At 31.7% G+C, this 18404-nt stretch carries 17 protein-coding genes; 15 read left to right on the forward strand and 2 right to left on the reverse strand.

Annotated features, from left to right (window positions below; all coding sequences use genetic code 11):
- Positions 1–34: 34 nt before the first annotated feature.
- Positions 35–424 carry a GNAT family N-acetyltransferase gene (locus tag BN2665_RS19240; protein WP_207643701.1) on the reverse strand — a complete coding sequence of 130 codons (390 nt, stop codon included), beginning with the start codon at positions 422–424 and terminating at the stop codon, positions 35–37.
- Positions 425–630: 206 nt separating this feature from the next.
- Here BN2665_RS19240 and BN2665_RS19245 point away from each other — a divergent pair, with 206 nt between their 5' ends.
- The 9 genes from BN2665_RS19245 to BN2665_RS19285 all read left to right on the forward strand — a co-directional run bounded on the left by BN2665_RS19245 (position 631) and on the right by BN2665_RS19285 (position 9156).
- Complete coding sequence (locus BN2665_RS19245; protein WP_055668737.1) at positions 631–1674, forward strand: Fic family protein; 1044 nt, start codon at positions 631–633, stop codon at positions 1672–1674.
- Positions 1675–2025: 351 nt separating this feature from the next.
- Entirely contained in the window at positions 2026–3603 is a 1578-nt protein-coding gene (locus BN2665_RS19250; RefSeq protein WP_242865994.1) for a L,D-transpeptidase family protein, read from the forward strand.
- Between the two features lie 366 nt (positions 3604–3969).
- Positions 3970–4311 carry a DUF3795 domain-containing protein gene (locus tag BN2665_RS19255; RefSeq protein ID WP_055668738.1) on the forward strand — a complete coding sequence of 114 codons (342 nt, stop codon included), beginning with the start codon at positions 3970–3972 and terminating at the stop codon, positions 4309–4311.
- 4 nt (positions 4312–4315) lie between these two features.
- Positions 4316–4876 carry a YdeI/OmpD-associated family protein gene (locus BN2665_RS19260; RefSeq protein WP_055668739.1) on the forward strand — a complete coding sequence of 187 codons (561 nt, stop codon included), beginning with the start codon at positions 4316–4318 and terminating at the stop codon, positions 4874–4876.
- A gap of 189 nt (positions 4877–5065) precedes the next feature.
- The gene (murD, locus tag BN2665_RS19265; RefSeq protein WP_055668740.1) at positions 5066–6418 is read left to right on the forward strand and encodes a UDP-N-acetylmuramoyl-L-alanine--D-glutamate ligase; all 1353 of its coding nucleotides are present in this window, start codon (positions 5066–5068) and stop codon (positions 6416–6418) included.
- 133 nt (positions 6419–6551) lie between these two features.
- Positions 6552–7688, forward strand: coding sequence for a M1 aminopeptidase family protein (locus BN2665_RS19270; protein WP_055668741.1), 1137 nt, complete (start codon positions 6552–6554; stop codon positions 7686–7688).
- A gap of 225 nt (positions 7689–7913) precedes the next feature.
- Entirely contained in the window at positions 7914–8189 is a 276-nt protein-coding gene (locus BN2665_RS19275; protein WP_055668742.1) for a CD3324 family protein, read from the forward strand.
- A gap of 176 nt (positions 8190–8365) precedes the next feature.
- Positions 8366–8938 (forward strand): GNAT family N-acetyltransferase, encoded by a 573-nt coding sequence (locus BN2665_RS19280; protein WP_055668743.1) that lies wholly within the window; start codon positions 8366–8368, stop codon positions 8936–8938.
- Between the two features lie 14 nt (positions 8939–8952).
- A complete protein-coding gene (locus BN2665_RS19285; protein WP_055668744.1) occupies positions 8953–9156 on the forward strand; it encodes a GNAT family N-acetyltransferase in 204 nt (67 codons plus the stop codon).
- An 81-nt stretch (positions 9157–9237) separates the two neighbouring features.
- Here the strand turns inward: BN2665_RS19285 and BN2665_RS19290 are convergent, their stop codons facing one another.
- Positions 9238–9618, reverse strand: coding sequence for a VOC family protein (locus tag BN2665_RS19290; protein ID WP_055668745.1), 381 nt, complete (start codon positions 9616–9618; stop codon positions 9238–9240).
- Between the two features lie 424 nt (positions 9619–10042).
- On the opposite strand from BN2665_RS19290, the gene licT reads away from it, so the two are divergent.
- From licT to BN2665_RS19320, 6 genes are all read left to right on the forward strand, one after another.
- Entirely contained in the window at positions 10043–10870 is an 828-nt protein-coding gene (licT, locus tag BN2665_RS19295; protein WP_055668746.1) for a BglG family transcription antiterminator LicT, read from the forward strand.
- A gap of 122 nt (positions 10871–10992) precedes the next feature.
- Entirely contained in the window at positions 10993–12879 is a 1887-nt protein-coding gene (locus BN2665_RS19300) for a beta-glucoside-specific PTS transporter subunit IIABC (RefSeq protein ID WP_055668747.1), read from the forward strand.
- Between the two features lie 102 nt (positions 12880–12981).
- A complete protein-coding gene (locus tag BN2665_RS19305) occupies positions 12982–14385 on the forward strand; it encodes a 6-phospho-beta-glucosidase (RefSeq protein ID WP_055668748.1) in 1404 nt (467 codons plus the stop codon).
- A 67-nt stretch (positions 14386–14452) separates the two neighbouring features.
- On the forward strand, positions 14453–15877 hold the full coding sequence (locus BN2665_RS19310; protein WP_423229872.1) for a glycoside hydrolase family 1 protein: 1425 nt from the start codon (positions 14453–14455) through the stop codon (positions 15875–15877).
- Positions 15878–15965: 88 nt separating this feature from the next.
- Complete coding sequence (locus BN2665_RS19315; RefSeq protein WP_055668750.1) at positions 15966–17393, forward strand: 6-phospho-beta-glucosidase; 1428 nt, start codon at positions 15966–15968, stop codon at positions 17391–17393.
- Between the two features lie 296 nt (positions 17394–17689).
- Positions 17690–18289 carry a hypothetical protein gene (locus tag BN2665_RS19320; RefSeq protein ID WP_055668751.1) on the forward strand — a complete coding sequence of 200 codons (600 nt, stop codon included), beginning with the start codon at positions 17690–17692 and terminating at the stop codon, positions 18287–18289.
- Positions 18290–18404: the final 115 nt, after the last annotated feature.

The following is an 18404-nucleotide window of genomic DNA, read 5'->3' on the forward strand; positions in this document are numbered from 1 at the left end:
CTGTTAATACATGAAGTAAAAAAGTTATGAAGAACTATTCTTTTAAAATCCATTCATATACGCACTTTTGTCTTTCGCCAACTTGATACATCTCATTATGAGGTGGCAAGTCTACTATTTCTTTAAGTTTAAGACCTGCTTTCTCGCAAGTTACTCGAGAGGGAAAGTTATCTGGATTACAAGTCATTATCAATCCATCCATTCCATGAGCAATTGCTATCTGTTTAATAATTTTACAAGCCTTTGACGCATAATTATTGCCTCTATAAGCTTGTTCAATCTCATAGCCGATATTGCCACCATAATATATATTCTCATTGTAGCCAATACGAATATCAATATTACCTATGCTATCATTGGAATTGTGCATAGTAATCCTATATTTATATGCAGGTACATAACCTTTTTCACCATTAGAAGGCATTTTAAATTCAAAGTGGTATAGAAAACTATTTGAAAATTTACATGATGAATTTGGAATAAACCTTATCATGTGGTATTAAATGATAAGGTTTATTTGAATTTTAATATATTATTTTTATTATAAATATAATCATTTTAACCGAAATGATTATATTTATGATAAAATGATAATAATAAAAATATAATATTAATGAGGGAGAATGTGTAATGATTTCTTTTGAAAATAATAAATTAAATAACTTAGCATTACCAATGAGTATAGTGAGAATGTTAACTACTATAAATGAATATAAGGGGAAGCAAGATTTGTATAAAAAGCAATCACCTCAAATATTAAATACACTTAAAGATGTAGCAATTATACAAAGTGCAGAATCATCTAATAGAATAGAAGGTATTTATACTTCCAATAAAAGATTGCGTGAAATAATGGATAACAAAATAGAACCAAGAGATAGAAGTGAAAGTGAGATAGCTGGGTATAGGGATGTATTAAATACTATTCATAGTGCTTTTGATGCTATACCTATAAAATCATCTGTATTATTACAATTACATAGAGATTTATACAAATTTTCATCAGCTAAGGGTGGAAACTATAAAAATACTGATAATGTGATTGAAGAAATATTGCCTAATGGAACTAGCTATATCAGATTTAAGCCTGTGGATGCATTTAGCACACCAAGTTATATGGAAAGGCTTTGTGAAGAATATAGAAAGGAGATTGCAAAAGAAGAGATAGAGCCATTAGTTTTAATAGCTGCATTTATATTAGATTTTCTTTGCATCCATCCGTTTAATGATGGAAATGGAAGAATGTCTAGATTATTAACACTTTTACTTTTGTATCAAAGTGATTTTGAGGTTGGAAGATTTATTAGTTTAGAAAAAATTATTGAGGATAGCAAAGAAACTTACTATGAAGCACTGAATAAATCATCTATGTTATGGCATGATGGGAAAAATAATTTATATATATGGCTTGAATATTTTCTTGGAATTATTATAAAAGCATACAAGGAATTAGAAGATAGAGTAGGGTGTATTGAAAATACCAAGGGCAGTAAGAGTGAAAGAATAGAAATGGCTATAGAAGGGAAGTTAGGGTATTTTACTAAGAATGAAATAAGAACTATATGTCCAGATGTAGGGGAAGCAACTATAAATAGAGTGTTTGAAAAGTTGAGACTTGGAGGGAAAATAGAAGCTGTAGGTAAGGGAAGAAATTCTAAGTGGAAAAAACTATAATGGAAAAGAAGTAAATACTTAAAAAGATAAATAAAAACCTCACTTGAAATGGTTACACAGCAACTCAGGAGACCATACTGCTCTTCCTAAAGAACGTTATGTATTAGTTGTACCTACTAATGCATAGCGTTCTATTGTTTTTTGATTCTGCTATTAAATTGTTTATTAGAATATAGGTAATTTTATATAGAAGATAATAATTGAGATTGAAAAAAATTTAAAATAATTGTTTTAGGTAAATATAATGACTCATAGAATGGAGTATGGATTTATTTATAGGAGATTTAGCTATCTTGAAAAGGAAAAAGCGCAAGTCTGTATTTTGTTATAAATAACTGGGGGGTGACTACTATGAAAAGTGGAGAAGAAAGGCTTAATGAAGAGTCAGTAGAAAAATCAACAGAAGAGACAATAGAGGAATCTATGGATGAGTTAGTTGAGGAACAAATAGAAAAATCAAAAGAAGAGTTAATAGAAAATCAGATAGAAGAATCGAAAGAAGAACCAGTAATAGAGCAAATAGAAAACCCAGTAAAAGGTTTAACAGAAGAATCTATAAAAAAACGTAAAAAAATTATTAAAAGTATAGCAATCTTTTTTTGTACTTTACTTATTGTTTATTTTGGAATGACGATATATTTTATGAATCATTTTTATATTGGCTCTACAATTAACTCCATTAGTGTTTCAGGAACAAACATTGAGGATGCAAAAAGAGTAATAGCATCTAAGCTCCAGAATTATACCTTGAATTTAAAAGAGCGTGAAGGTAAAAGTAAACAAATAAAGGCAAGTGATGTGGATTTAAAGCTTGGTTCAGACGAGGAATTAAATAAGCTTATGAATAGACAGAACCCTTTTAAATGGGTAGCAGCGCTTTTTACTTTAAAAGATTGTAGAATGAATATAGAGCCTTCCTATGATGAGAAACTACTTAAAGAGAAAATAGATAAGCTCTCTTGCTTTAGTAGTGATAATATTGTTGAACCTAAAAATCCAAGCTTTAAGTATGAAGATAATGGTTATGTGATTATAAGTGAGGTTCCAGGAAACAAGGTAGATAAAGATATTTTATATTATCATGTAGTGAATTCAATACTTAAGTTAGAAAATGAAATAGATTTGGAGTCAGCAGGCTGCTACATAAAGCCGCAATATAATTCGCAGTCAGAAAAAACTATAGAAGTTAAAAACACGCTTAACAAATACGTATCTTCAAAAGTTACTTATGCTTTTGGTGAAAACAAAGAAACCTTAGATGGCTCTATAATAAATACGTGGATTAAGGTTGATGATAACTTCCAAATTACTTTTGATGAAAAAAAGGTAAAGACTTATATCGATACACTTTCTGAACTTTATGATACATTTGGTAAGGCTAAAAAGTTTATTACATCATCAGGAAATACCATATATATAGATGGTGGTGATTATGGCCGATCTATTGATAAGAATAAAGAAGTAATAAATTTAATTAAAGATATAAAAGAAGGAAGAACTATAATAAAAGAACCGGCATACCTCAGTCAAGCTGCTTTTTCTTCTGATAACAGTGATATTGGAACTACATATGTAGAAATAGATCTATCAAAACAACATTTGTGGTTTTATAAAAATGGATCACTAATAGTAGAGGGAGATGTTGTTACAGGTGATATATCAAAGAATTATCCAACGCGTAAAGGTGTTTATAAGCTAAAATATAAGGCAAGAAATACTATTCTTAGAGGACCCGGTTATGCTGTGTTTGTTAACTATTGGATGCCATATGATGGGGGAATAGGAATTCATGATGCAAGTTGGAGAGAAAATTTTGGAGGAGCTATATATCAGACAAATGGTTCTCATGGTTGTGTAAATTCACCTTATAATGTAGCACATTTAATATACAATAATATTGAGCCAGGAACACCTATTATTTGTTATTAGAAATAGGGTTTAATGTGACAGTCGCATGAATTTAAGGTGATAGTCACATGAGTTATGAGCTATTGAAAAGTGATATATTCGGTTCAAAAAATAAAAATTATGATGTAAATCAATAGATATAAATTGGTTCAATGTGCTATAATTGTAAATATTACAATAAAAGGAACACAATATAGATTTTTGTGGCCAGTGCTTTGATTTTCATTGCACAAAAGCAAATGATATCTTTGATAAAATAAATGATACCATTGTATCTGATTGGAAAAATGGCAACCCCAAAATCAAAGAAGTGGGATTAGACAATATTTTAAGGGAAAGAAAGAGGTTTAGCATTATATATCTTATAAAAAATTAGGAGGGAAACAAATGAACTATATGGCTTATTGTGGTCTGTTGTGTCATGAATGTCCTTTATACATTGCAACAAAGAATAAGGATTTACAAGCCAAGGAAAAACTTGCTATTGAGTGCTCCACTGAAAATACTACTTTTACAGCAGATGATATGACCTGTGAAGGTTGTTTTTGGGACAAGAATGACAGCAGCAAAATGTGCGGTGATTGCGAAATAAGGGAGTGTGCAAAAGGTAAAACCGTCGATAACTGCGGAGTTTGCTCCGAGTACCCCTGTGAGATTATTGAAAGACGGCTACCTATTAATTCAGAAAATAGGGTTAGACTAGATAAAATATCTCAGTGCAGGAGATGATGTTATGGCAAAACAAATGCAATTTGAATCTAGGGAAGGTTTTAGAATATGGTTAGAGGTTAACTGTCTCTCAAGTGATGGAATCTGGCTTGTATTTGGTAAGGAAGGCGGGCCGAAAACCTTGACAGCTAATGAGGCTCTTGAGGAAGCTTTATGCTTTGGTTGGATTGACGGCCAGATTAAGAGCATTGATGATAAAACCTATATAAAGTATTTTGCCCAGAGGCGTAAAAAAACCGAATGGTCGGCTAAAAATATTTCTTTAGTGGAAATGCTTGAGGTATCTGGTAGAATGACCGATTATGGCAGAGCTAAAATTGAGGAAGCTAAAAGAAATAATTGCTTTCAAGCCAAGAAGCGTCCGGAAATTACTGCTAGTCACATTAAAGAATTCGCCAGTGTGATTAAGGATATAGAGCCAGCTTATTCGAATTTTTTAGCAATGTCTCCATCTGTGCAACGCATTTATACAGGGCTTTATCTTGAAGCAAAATCAGAGCAGGCACGAATAAATAGACTTCACAAAATTATTGAGAGGTTAAACCAAAATCTCAAACCAATGTAGTTGTAGATAAACATTACGAAAACTTAATTTATGCATGTTCCAAAATGCAAATCTTCACGGCGTTATGGGGCATGCATAAATTAATAGTTGAAGTTGTTTATCTATATAGGGAAACAAATTTTAATAAGGGTAATATGCAATTACTTGTGCTACTGATAGTATAATAGGTATGAAAGAAGAGTTGATAGAATGAGTGATAATAGAAAAGTTTTTGTCCTAGGTATGGCTAGAAGTGGATATGAGGCTGCAAAGCTACTGGCTAATAAAGGTTATGAAGTTATTGTCAATGATGCTAACACTGAACAAAACTTAGAACAAATGAAAGAGTTGCAATCGTTGGGTATCAAAATTGTTTTAGGAGGTCATCCAAAGGATTTGCTTGATAATACTTTTGAAATGATAGTTAAAAATCCAGGTATTTCAAATAATCATAAATATATAGAAAGAGCTCGTGAACTTAATATTCCTGTTATAAATGAGTTGGAGCTAGCATTTTACTATTTTCCCAAAGGGATCACAATTATTGGGGTTACGGGAACTAATGGCAAAACAACTACAATAACAATAATATATGAGATTTTAAAAAAGGCTTCAAAGAGCGTATTTTTAATGGGCAATATCGGATATCCAGTGTGTTCTTTTATATCTCAGCTAAAAGATAATGACATAGCTATTATGGAAGTATCAGACCATCAGTTGTGTAATGTCTTTGATTTTAAAACAAATATATCTGTTTTAACTAATTTATCGGAAGCCCATCTTGATTTTCATGGATCCTACGATATTTATAAAAATATGAAAAAGAGGATTTTCAATCATCATACTAAAAGTGATATAGCAATTCTTAATTTAGATGACAAAGAAGTCCTTGATTTAACAAATGATATTGAATCTACTAAAAAATATTTTTCAGCTAGTTCCATAAATAAATTAGGTTGTTCAATAATTGATGGATATATTTATTATAATAACGATAAAATAATAGCCTTAAATGAAGTGAAAATTAAAGGCAGTCATAATTATGAAAATGCTATGGCTGCCATTGCGGTGACTAAAGAATTAGGTGTAGACAATAATGCTATTATTAGTATTTTAAAAACTTTTGGCGGTGTAGAGCATCGAATGGAATATGTTAAAACTATAAATAATATAGACTTTTATAATGATTCTAAATCCACTAATATAACCTCAACTCAAACTGCTTTAGCTTCATTTACTAAACCCACAGTATTATTACTGGGTGGATTAGATAGAGGACATAGCTTTGATGAGTTGAAGGATCACTTAATAAATGTAAAATTAATTGTAGCATATGGTGAAGCAAAAGCAAGGATAAAGGATTTTGCTAAAAAATTTGGTGTTTCTTGTAAAGCTGTTAATACCTTAGAAGAGGCTACTCAAGTAGCATACAATTCCTCTAGCGAAGGTTATGTTGTTATTCTAAGCCCTGCGTGTGCTTCCTGGGACCAATTTAAGGATTTTGAGATTCGAGGGAATTCGTTTAAAGAGTATGTAAGCAAACTGGAGCCTGAATGTTCTTAAGATCACTAATTTGTAGCAGAATATGAAAAGGCTTATCTATATTATAATTGAAATTAATACTAAAATTTTGTGAGTCAGGAGTAAATTACCCCATGACTTTAAAACTTACAGATAAGTAGGGTAGGAGATTTTTATGTTAAACATTGATTTATTTGTTAAAAATAGTGAGTTACATATATTTGCGGAATTTACTCTAAACAAGGATGATGAAAACCTTTGTTTTTCTCTTAATAAAAAACTAGAGATTAGTAAAGTAACAGATGAAAATGGGAATGAATATATTCCAATAAGCGAAGACATTAATTTGCAGTTTCATCCTGAATTGAACAAATACACTATAAAGCCAAAGATTGAGGCTAAAGAAATAACAGTTGAATATCATGGTACTATAGAGAGGAGATCACATAATATTATAAGTGATGATTGCGTAGCCCTTAATTGGTACTCTACCTGGTATCCGCAGAAACCAGTTGATATTATAGCTAATGATTTCCCTAATACTACTGTTACTCTTCGCAGCATGGGAGACTATAAAATAACTAAGGGTATAAAAAATGGTGAAGTGTGGGTATATAAACCAATAGACTACGATGTTAATATTATAGCACTTAAAAATTATACAGAAGTAAAATACGGCTCTTTGTCCTTTAGTTATTTGAAGAGTTGTGAAAATGAAATATCAGAAAAATATGCGAAATATCTTGATAGAATAATTGAGTATTATAAAGACATATATGAGTTTGAAACCTTGCCTCAAATGGATATTGTAGTACTTCCAAATACAAATCCCTATGATGGTTATATCAGATCCCAGCTCATTGTTCTAGGAGGGTTTTGTGAGAACATTACTTATGCTATAAAACTAATAGCTCATGAGATAGCTCATATATGGTGCAATGGTGCTGATGTATGCAGTTGGGAGGATTGGCTAAATGAAACCTTTGCTGAGTGGTCTGCATTGTTATTTGTTTCTGACCACTTAGGAAATTCTGAGTTTGAAAAAATAATTACTTCCCATAGAGTAGAGAATTTGCCTCCTATTAAAACTATTGATGGCAAGAGACCTCAGAGTGGGGTTCATCATAGTGGTACCCTAATGCTGTATGAAGTATACAAATTATATGGAAAGAACATGATTATTAAAATATTAAAAACTTTCCACAAGCTTGAGGATAAAACAACAAAAGACTTATTATCTGCTCTTAGAAATAATAATTTACCTAATGTAGCAAGTTATATGGAAAATACTATATATAAATTTAACAATTAATTATTATTTTAAGGTGATACAACAAAATAATTAAGGGAGGATAAAGGTAAATAATCTTGATTGATAAAAGTCAATATAATATTTACATAAGAGAGGAGTTATAGTCTTTATGAGAAAATATGTTATTTATGCGTAGCAGAGGCTATTGCATAAGAGTTAATGGTTAAAATATAAGATAGCCTTTGCTCAATCCTAAAATAAAATTACATTTAGGAGGAGCATAAAGTGAGCTATGCAAACGCCAGGGACATTTTCCCTGAAGATATATTAAAAATAATTCAAAACTACGTTAATGGTGAATATATTTATATTCCTAAGAAAGAGGAAAATAAAAAGGCCTGGGGTGAATTAACTCAGTGCAAAGAGGAGCTTCGAGTTAGAAATAATAGAATGTATGAAGATTATTTAACTGGAGCATCTATACAAAGCCTTTCGGAAAGATATTATTTGTCACCAAAAACTATACAAAGAATAATTTCACAATTAAAAAAACTAAGATAACAAAAAATGTGCTACCTGATTTGATTGGGTGGCACATTTTTGTTTAAGAATTAAGTATGAGATTGTCTTAATAAATATACAATGCTAGTCTAAGTATGTAATATATGTAATAATAATGTTTTTCGTATTGCATTACATATAATGGATATTATTGATATTTTACTAGGGGGGAAATAATGAATTCAATAAAAGAATTGAGAATAAAAACAAACAGATTAATAATTAGACCGTATATTGAGAGCGATTTAATGGAGTCTTTTGAATTGATGCAGAATAAGGAACAATTAAAATATATGCCTATGGAGGTTATGACTTTAGAAGAATATAAAGACCTATTTCGATGGCTTATTGCTTCCTATGAAAATCATTACCATGGCGATTTTAAATATTCCTTTGCAATCTTTTTAAAGGAAACGGGCAAATTCATTGGATGGTGTGGAGTTGGGAATAATGACTGCAATGCTTATTATCCAGATAAAGAAATATATTATCTAATCGGGGAAGATTATTGGGGCAATGGATATGCCACTGAAGCTATGACTGCACTAATCGATTATTGCTTTAATACAATGAAACTTAAGAGACTTATTGCTTTTGCGAAGCCAGAAAATATTGCTTCAAATAGAGTAATACAAAAGCTTGGATTTAAATTTCAACACTTTCTTGGCGGACTGCCTGAGGAGTTGAATTTTTATAATGGAGAATCTTACTATTTGCTTACAAAAGAAGAATACTCGCAAATGGATTAGCAACTGAAGCAGCTATGGCAATGCTTCATTATGGCTTTGACAAAATAGGCCTAAGGCGAATTATTGCAGTAGTAAAGCCTGATAACATAGCATCAAAGAAAGTAATTGAAAAGATGGGGATGAAGTTTGAAAAAATTCTTAGGGTGGGTGATGTTAAGTATAATGGGTATGATGGAGAATTATATTATACTTTAACCAAGGATGAATATAAAAGGTAAATACTCTCGGATGTTAATACTAATATGGTAAAATAAGGACCTGCTGAGCAACAGTAAGTCCTTGTTATAATTTAATAAATGCTAGACATCTTCACGAAGTAAGTATTCATTTCCGTCTTGGTCTTTAAATGAGAACATTTTTCCATAGGGCATGCTCATAAGAGGTCCTACTTCAACACCATTTGCTTTTATTTGGTTATAAGTATTTTCAATGTCATTAGTGCTTAATATTACAGATGGATGTGAAACATTAGCTTTTGGATTTTGAGTCATCATTAAATTTTTATCATATAAAACAAAGGTTGTAAATTCACTTTCACTTGGGCCAACCTCTAACCATTTCATAGCAGGTCCCATTGCTTGTTCAAACTTAACTACAAAATTTAGTTTTTCAGTCCAGAACTTCTTAGCTTCTTCTTGATTATTAACGTACAATGTTATTTTTCCTATTTTGTTAATCACGTTTCATTCCTCCTTAAAGTATAATAATGAATTCTACAATATACTGATAACCTTATTATGTATAGATTATTATAAATTATTTATTAAAATAGCGCTACTGCAGATAAACATTACTAAAACTCAACTTATACATGTCAAAATGGCATTTTTAAGCCATTATGGTGCATGTATGAGTTAATAGTTGAAGTTGCTTCCTACATGTAATGAAGTTTGAAAAAAAATTTATTTGTCATAGGAAAAAAATCTTGACAATTTAAATATAAGAGAATATTATTGTATATATAAATATAGAAAACGTTTATAAAAATATTGGATTGTTACTGACTAGATCAGGCGATACCTTAACCAATACGAAAAGAGATGGTGCTTTTCTTATTGGTTAGGGTTTTTATATTTTAAATTAATATGTAGGGAGGGGGATAGGATGATAATAAAAAAGATATTTAATAATAATGCCATAGTGGCTAAGGATTCGGATAATCATGAATTTGTTGTTATGGGATGTGGAATTGCATTTAAAAAGAGTACAGGAGAAAAAGTAGATGAAAAATTAATTGAGAAAACCTTTATTCTTAAACAAAAAGATGCTTCAGAAAAATTTAAATTATTATTAGAAGATGTTCCCTCAGAATATGTTTCATTATGCTATGACATCATTGAATACGCAAAAAATATATTAGGTGGCAAGCTAAATGACTATATATATGTGACCCTCACTGATCATATTTACAATGTATTTAAAATGCTTGATGAAGGTTTAAAAAGTGTTAATCCGCTTATTTGGGAAATTAAGAAATTTTATCCCAAGGAATTTCAAGTTGGCTTAAAGGCACTAGAGTTTATTGAAGAGGAGTTTGGCAAAAAGCTTTCAGAAGATGAAGCTGGTAATATAGCTCTTCATCTAATAAATGCTCAAGTAAATAGTTCTTATAACAAAGTTGGAAATATAGCTGAACATACTAAGAAAATACAAGATATTTTAAGCATTGTTACGTATACCTATGGTATCGTACTTGATGAAAAATCCATCAGCTATGAAAGATTTGTCACACATTTAAGGTTCTTTTTCCAAAGACCTCATAAAAAAGAAATAGTAGAAGCAGAAGAGGATTATTTGCTAAGAAAAGTTAAAATAAAGTATAAAAAAGCATATGAGTGTATGCTCAAAATAGAAAAATATTTAGACACAGAGCTGTCGGACGAGGAAAAATTATATTTGACTGTCCATATTCAGCGTGTAACTCAAAGATAAATTGAATAATTTTGGATTGTTACTGGTAAAGCAGGCGAGACCAAAATAGATAGTATAAAAATTATGCTATCTGTTGGGGCTCGCTTTTTTTATAAAAAAATAATAAAAGAGGAGAGATCATCATGAAATATGAAAAGCTAGCTAAAGACATTATAAAAAATGTTGGCGGCAAGGAAAATGTTAATAGCTTAACTCACTGTATTACACGTTTACGTTTTAAATTAAAAGATGAGAGTAAAGCAAATACAGAGGTTTTAAAGAATATGGATGGTGTTGTAACTGTGGTAAAAAGCGGCGGGCAATATCAAGTAGTTATTGGTAACCATGTACCTGATGTGTATGCTGATGTAGTTGCCATTGGTGGGTTTCAGACATCATCAGAAGAAGGTTCCACCGAAAAATTAAATGCATTTAATAAATTTATCGATATTGTTTCAGGAGTATTTCAACCAACTCTTGGTTTATTAAGTGCAACTGGTATGATTAAAGGTATTAATGCACTATTAGTAGCTTTTCATATATTAAATCCTAAATCAGGCACTTATATTATTTTAAATGCAATAGGAGACTGCTTATTTTATTTCTTCCCAATTTTCTTAGGATATACATCAGCTAAGAAATTTAAGTTAAAAGAATTTACAGGAATGGCAATAGGAGCATCGCTTGTTTATCCTGCAATAGCTAGTTTAACTGCAGGTAAACCACTATATACCTTGTTTAGTGGCACAATAATTCAGTCACCCGTTTACTTAACTTTCTTAGGCATTCCAGTAATATTAATGAGTTATGCATCCAGTGTTATTCCTATAATTTTATCAACCTATGTAGGAGCTAAAATAGAAGGTTTCTTCAAAAAAGTAGTACCAGATGTTGTTAAAAGCTTCCTTGTTCCATTCTTTACATTGATTGTTACTGTACCTTTAGCATTTATAGTTATCGGACCTGTTGCAACTTGGTTAGGTAAGATATTAGGTGCTGCAACGCTTTCAATATATAATTTAAGCCCTGCTATTGCAGGAATATTCTTAGGTGGATTTTGGCAAGTATTTGTTATCTTTGGATTGCATTGGGGTCTTGTACCTATAGCGATAAACAATTTAGCAGTACTTAAACATGATCCTATTATTGCACTTTCTTTTGGAGCTTCTTTTGCTCAGATAGGTGTAGTATTGGCTATTATGCTTAAAACAAAGGATAAAAAGCTAAAATCATTAGGTTTGCCAGCATTTATTTCAGGTATCTTTGGTGTTACAGAACCAGCAATATACGGAATTTCATTGCCTAGAAAGAAGCCATTCATTCTAAGCTGCGTAGGTGCTGCCGTAGGTGGTGGTATTTTAGGAGCTATGGGAACTAGCACATATATGATGGGGGGATTGGGTATTTTTGGAATACCGGGTAAGCTTGGTCCAAATGGATTTGATATGGGATTCTATGGTGCAATTATCGCTCCAATAGTAAGCTTTATAGTAGGTTTCATATTAGTTTTCTTCAGCTATAAGGATGAAGAAAGCGCTGTAAAAAATGAAGAAAAAAATGAATCTAATTTAGTGAAACAAGAAATAATAGTAAGCCCATTAAAAGGTGAAGTTAAACCTTTAGCAGTAGTAAAGGATGAGGCATTTTCTAAGGGAGCATTAGGTAAAGGTGTTGCTATTGAACCATCAGAAGGTAAAGTAGTAGCTCCAGTAGATGGTGTTGTGACAACACTATTTCCAACAGCTCATGCTATAGGAATTACAAGTAAAAGTGGTGCTGAAATTCTTATTCATATAGGAATGGATACAGTACAATTGGAAGGTAAGCATTTTACTCCTAAAGTAAAGCAAGGGGATGAAATAAGAGTTGGACAAGAACTTTTAGAATTTGATATTAAAGCTATAGAAAAAGAGGGTTATTCTTTAATAACACCTATAATAATAACAAATTCCAGTAGCTATTTAGATATTATTGAAACAGACAAGAAGAACATAAACTTTGAAGACAATTTGTTGACAGTAATGATTTAATAGAAATTTAAGCATAGAACAAGGCTTCTATGCTTAAATTTTACAATTGTAATAAATATGAGAGGAGAATTAGACTGTGAATAGATTACCAGAAGGCTTTTTATGGGGGGCGCTACTGCGGCTAATCAATGTGAAGGTGGATATTTAGAAGGTAATAAAGGATTATCAACAGTTGATGTAATTCCGGCAGGCAAAGACAGGTTTCCAGTTGCACTTGGCAAAATGAAAATGACAGAATGTGATAATGAACACTATTATCCTAATCATGAAGCAATTGATTTTTATCATAATTATAAGGAAGATATAGCCCTATTTGCTGAAATGGGCTTTAAATGCTTCAGATTATCACTTTCATGGGCTCGTATATTCCCAAATGGGGACGACGCAAAACCAAATGAAGAAGGGTTGAAGTTTTACGATGCATTGTTTGATGAGTGCTTAAAATATGGTATTGAGCCATTAGTAACAATTACTCACTTTGATGTGCCAATGAATCTGGTAAAAACAATAGGTTCTTGGAGAAGTCGAAAGATGGTAGATTATTATGAAAGATTATGTGAGGTTATATTTAATAGATATAAAAACAAGGTTAAATATTGGCTTACATTTAATGAAATTAATATGCTGCTGCATTTACCCTTTGTTGGAGCGGGATTAGCATTTGAAGAAGGTGAAAATGAAGAGGCAGTTAAATATCAAGCAGCACACTATCAGCTTGTAGCCAGTGCGAAAGCTACTAAAATAGCTCGTAAAATAAATCCTAATTTCAGAATTGGATGTATGCTGGCAGCGGCAAATACCTATGCAAATACTTGTGCACCAGAAGATGTGTGGAAATCTATGGAAAAGGATAGAGAAAACTACTTCTTTATAGATGTTCAATCCCGTGGAGAATATCCAAACTATGCAAAGAAGATGCTTGAAAAAAAGAATATTACCTTGGAGATAGAAGATGGTGATGAGGATCTATTGAAGAATAATACAGTTGATTTTATTTCTTTTAGTTATTATTCTTCACGTCTTACAAGTGCAGATCCGAAGGTAAATGCAAAAACTGAAGGAAATGTATTTGCTACATTAAAAAATCCATACCTTAAAGCAAGTGAATGGGGATGGCAGATTGATCCCCTAGGACTTAGAATTACTATGAACTCATTGTATGATCGCTATCAAAAACCACTATTCATTGTGGAAAACGGATTAGGTGCTGTGGATAAGCCTGATGAAAATGGATATGTAGAAGATGACTATCGTATTGAATATTTAAGATCACACATAAAGGCTATGAAGGATGCAGTTAACGAAGATGGTGTAGAATTAATGGGATATACACCTTGGGGTTGTATCGATTTAGTGAGTGCATCAACAGGTGAAATGAAGAAACGTTATGACTTCATTTATGTAGATAAGGACAATGAAGGTAATGGAAGTTTGGCTAGATCAAGAAAGAAGAGCTTCTATTGGTATAAGAGAGTTATTGAAAGTAATGGTGAGGATTTAGAATAAGTATAATTAAGGATTTGGAGGGCTAAATTATGAAGAGTACAGATATGAAGTTCCCAAAAGGATTCTTGTGGGGGGAGCTACTGCTGCAAATCAGTTTGAAGGTGGATATAGAGAAGGTGGAAAAGGATTAAGTACATCAGACATGTTGACAGGTGGAACTTATAATTCTGCTAGGAGAATAACTACTGAATTAGAAGAAGGAGCTTACTATCCAAGCCATGAAGCTATCGATTTTTATCATAGATATAAAGAAGATATAGCTCTTTTTGCTGAAATGGGTTTTAAAACATTTAGAATGTCTATTAATTGGACGAGAATATTTCCTAATGGAGATGAGCTAGAACCTAATGAGGAAGGTTTAAAGTTCTATGATGATGTTTTTAATGAATTAAAGAAATACAAAATTGAACCACTAGTAACTATTTCTCATTATGAAACCCCATATGGATTAACAAAGAAATTTAATGGTTGGTTAGATAGACAAGTTATTGATTGCTATTTAAGATATTGTAAAACTATATTTACGAGATATAAAGATGTAGTTAAATATTGGTTAACATTTAATGAAATAAATATTTTAACCCATGGAGGAGCTGCTGCATTCTTAGGTGGAGGATTATTGTTTGATGGAATTAGAGAAATAAAGCTCTCAGATTATGAAGATTATCATTTACCTGAATGTTTTCAAGCTCTTCATCACCAGTTTGTTGCTAGTGCTAAAGCAGTTCAACTAGGCCATTCGATAAATAAAGACTTTAAAATTGGTTGTATGGTAGCTAATGTTACTCAGTATCCATATACTTGCAATCCAGATGATATCTTATTAGCACAGCAAAAAGAAGAATTTAATAATTTTTTATGTGCTGATGTCCAAGTAAGAGGAAAATACTCAGGTTTAGCAAAGCGTTTCTTTAGAGAAAATAATATAGAAATTAAAATGGAGGAAGGAGACTTAGAAACACTTAAAAATGGTTGTGTTGACTTCTATACATTTAGTTATTATTCATCAAGTTGCTTAAGTGCAAATCCTGATGTAGAAAGTACTACTGGAAATTTAGCAAGAGGGATAAAGAACCCGTATTTAAAAGCTAGTGAATGGGGATGGCTAATCGATCCTAAGGGATTAAGAATAACTTTAAACAAGCTTTATAATAGATATCAAATTCCAATGATGGTTGTTGAGAATGGTTTAGGTGCTGTTGATATGATAGAAGAAGATGGATCAATAAATGATGATTATAGAATTGCTTACTTAAAAGCTCACATTGAGGAAATGAAAGAGGCTATTGCTGATGGAGTTGAATTATGGGGATATACTCCATGGGGATGTATTGACCTTGTAAGTGCAGGAACTGGGGAAATGAAAAAGCGCTACGGATTTATACATGTCGATAAAGAAAATGACGGTACAGGAACATTGAAAAGATCAAGAAAGAAGAGCTTTTATTGGTATAAGAAAGTTATAGAAACCAATGGCGAAGATTTGGCATAATTAGCTTTAAAGAAAGTGTAAATTTACGATATATAATGAACAGGTAATATTTACGAATTATAAATTAGTTTATAAAAGGAGAATAACTATGAATAATAATATAAATCAATTTCCAGAAGGATTTTTATGGGGAGGAGCAGTGGCTGCTAACCAGTGTGAAGGAGCATGGAATGCTGACGGAAAGGGGGTAAGCATTGCAGATGTTGGTACAGCAGGTGCTGTAGATAAGCAGCGTGAATATACTGATGTAGTTGTGGAAGGAACTTATTACCCATCCCATGAAGCTATAGATTTTTTCCATCGCTATAAAGATGATATTGCTCTATTTGCTGAGATGGGCTTCAAATGCTTTAGAACTTCAATTGCTTGGACAAGAATTTTCCCTAATGGTGATGAGACAGAGCCAAATGAAGAAGGTTTAAAATTTTATGATAACTTATTTGATGAATGTATAAAATATGGCATTGAACCGGTGGTTACAATTTCTCACTATGAGATGCCTTACGGTTTGGTAGAAAAATATGGAGCATGGAGAGATCGTAAGCTGGTGGATTTCTATTTAAATTACTGTAAGGTAATATTCACTAGATATAAGAATAAGGTTAAATATTGGATGACTTTCAATGAAATAAACGTAATTTCAATAAATCCATTTAGACCTGCAGGGATTAAGTTTAAAGATAATGAAAATAAAGAACAAGTTTGTTATCAAGCTGCTCATCATCAATTTATTGCAAGTGCAAAAGCTGTTAAACTTGGTCATGAAATTAATCCTGACTTTAAAATTGGCTGTATGATTCTTTATCCTCTAATTTATCCTGAAACTTGTAATCCAAAGGATGTGCAGGTTGCTAATGAAGCGATGAATAAGCATTACTTCTTCTCAGATGTGCAGGTAAGGGGCTACTATCCAAATTATATGACGCGCTATTTTGAAATAAATAATATTAATATAAAGATGGAAGCAGAGGATGAAGAAATATTAAGAGATGGCTGTGTAGATTACATTGGATTTAGTTATTATATGTCTTTAGTAATTAATTCAAAGCCTGAACAGGAGAATACTACAAGTGGTAATGTGTTAGGGGGGCTGAAAAATCCTTACTTAATAGCATCTGATTGGGGATGGCAGGTTGATCCAGAAGGCCTTAGAATTTCACTAAATAATCTGTATGACCGTTATCAAATACCACTGTTTGTTGTTGAAAATGGGTTGGGAGCTGTTGATAAGATTGAGGAAGACGGTTCTATTAATGATGATTTTAGAATTGACTATTTAAGAAGACATATAACTGAAATGAAGAAGGCCGTAACAATTGATGGTGTAGATCTTATGGGGTATACACCCTGGGGATGCATTGATTTAATTAGTGCAGGCACTGGCGAAATGAAGAAACGCTATGGGTTCATATATGTTGATAAAGACAATGAGGGAAATGGAACCTTAGAAAGATCTAGAAAGAAGAGTTTCCATTGGTACAAAAAAGTTATTGAGAGCAATGGAGAAGAACTATAATAGGCTTTCTCTGATTTAAAAGTGAAAAATTTTTATATACTATTTTAATAAGAACCAATTATCTTTTTATAAGCAAGAGATAACTGGTTCTTATATTTATGAAGAAAACTAGAGATAAATAGAGGTATGATGAAGTAATATCCTATAAATAAGTTCTAGGAGTATGATATTAGAAATATAAGGTAATATTATGTGTTAAGTTAACTTGAAATATAGTATATAATAACTCATAATAGAATTATGAATATTGCATAATGTTTGAGTTTTTCATGAAAAAATATTAAGGGGGATTTTTTATGGGATTATTTGGTCCAAGCAAAAAGGAAATTTGGAGTAAGCTAGCAGAAGAAATTAAAGCAAGTTATGTTGATAACGGGATATGGAAGGGAGATAGGGTAGAGGCACGGATAGATAACTGGATTGTTGTATTAGATACCTATGTAGTATCTGCAGGAAGAACCTCTATAACTTACACCAGGATGAGAGCACCCTTTGTAAATCGTGATAACTTTTACTTTAAGATATATAGAAGTGGTATATTTAGTGGATTAGGAAAGCTTTTAGGCATGCAGGATATTAATGTGGGCCATGATAGTTTTGATGAAGAGTTTATAATAAAAGGCAACAGTGAAGAAAAAGTAAAACGGTTATTTTCTAATGAACGCGTAAGAGCTTTAATACAAGATCAGCGTGAAATCAATCTTGAAATAAAGGATGATGAGGGCTACTTTAGCACTAGCTTTCCAGAGGATGTGGATGAGCTTTGTTTTATGGTTACTGGTGTAATTAATGATATTGAACAGCTCAAAGAATTGTATGAGTTATTTGCAGAGGTATTAAGAGAGCTATGTAATATAGGTTCAGCAGGTGCTGAAAATCCAGGGGTTGTTATATAAACTATTTTGAACAAAGGTAGAATTTTATATGAAGGAAGTGTCGCAAAACTACTCTAAAAAGTAGTTTGATCCACTCATTTTTGTCTTACAATAAGAATCGATTATGAAAATAGGG

The organism is Desnuesiella massiliensis (genome assembly GCF_001403615.1).
GTDB classification, from domain to species: domain Bacteria; phylum Bacillota; class Clostridia; order Clostridiales; family Clostridiaceae; genus Desnuesiella; species Desnuesiella massiliensis.

What these genes read in the sequence shown, in the direction of transcription:
- murD (WP_055668740.1), top strand. Translation starts at nt 5,066, where the DNA reads ATGAGTGATAATAGAAAAGTTTTTGTCCTAGGTATGGCTAGAAGTGGA.
- BN2665_RS19305 (WP_055668748.1), top strand. Translation starts at nt 12,982, where the DNA reads ATGGGGGGCGCTACTGCGGCTAATCAATGTGAAGGTGGATATTTAGAA.
- BN2665_RS19270 (WP_055668741.1), top strand. Translation starts at nt 6,552, where the DNA reads ATGTTAAACATTGATTTATTTGTTAAAAATAGTGAGTTACATATATTT.
- BN2665_RS19315 (WP_055668750.1), top strand. Translation starts at nt 15,966, where the DNA reads ATGAATAATAATATAAATCAATTTCCAGAAGGATTTTTATGGGGAGGA.
- licT (WP_055668746.1), top strand. Translation starts at nt 10,043, where the DNA reads ATGATAATAAAAAAGATATTTAATAATAATGCCATAGTGGCTAAGGAT.
- BN2665_RS19280 (WP_055668743.1), top strand. Translation starts at nt 8,366, where the DNA reads ATGAATTCAATAAAAGAATTGAGAATAAAAACAAACAGATTAATAATT.
- BN2665_RS19320 (WP_055668751.1), top strand. Translation starts at nt 17,690, where the DNA reads ATGGGATTATTTGGTCCAAGCAAAAAGGAAATTTGGAGTAAGCTAGCA.
- BN2665_RS19240 (WP_207643701.1), bottom strand. Translation starts at nt 424, where the DNA reads ATGCCTTCTAATGGTGAAAAAGGTTATGTACCTGCATATAAATATAGG.
- BN2665_RS19285 (WP_055668744.1), top strand. Translation starts at nt 8,953, where the DNA reads ATGGCAATGCTTCATTATGGCTTTGACAAAATAGGCCTAAGGCGAATT.
- BN2665_RS19260 (WP_055668739.1), top strand. Translation starts at nt 4,316, where the DNA reads ATGGCAAAACAAATGCAATTTGAATCTAGGGAAGGTTTTAGAATATGG.
- BN2665_RS19300 (WP_055668747.1), top strand. Translation starts at nt 10,993, where the DNA reads ATGAAATATGAAAAGCTAGCTAAAGACATTATAAAAAATGTTGGCGGC.
- BN2665_RS19245 (WP_055668737.1), top strand. Translation starts at nt 631, where the DNA reads ATGATTTCTTTTGAAAATAATAAATTAAATAACTTAGCATTACCAATG.
- BN2665_RS19255 (WP_055668738.1), top strand. Translation starts at nt 3,970, where the DNA reads ATGAACTATATGGCTTATTGTGGTCTGTTGTGTCATGAATGTCCTTTA.
- BN2665_RS19250 (WP_242865994.1), top strand. Translation starts at nt 2,026, where the DNA reads ATGAAAAGTGGAGAAGAAAGGCTTAATGAAGAGTCAGTAGAAAAATCA.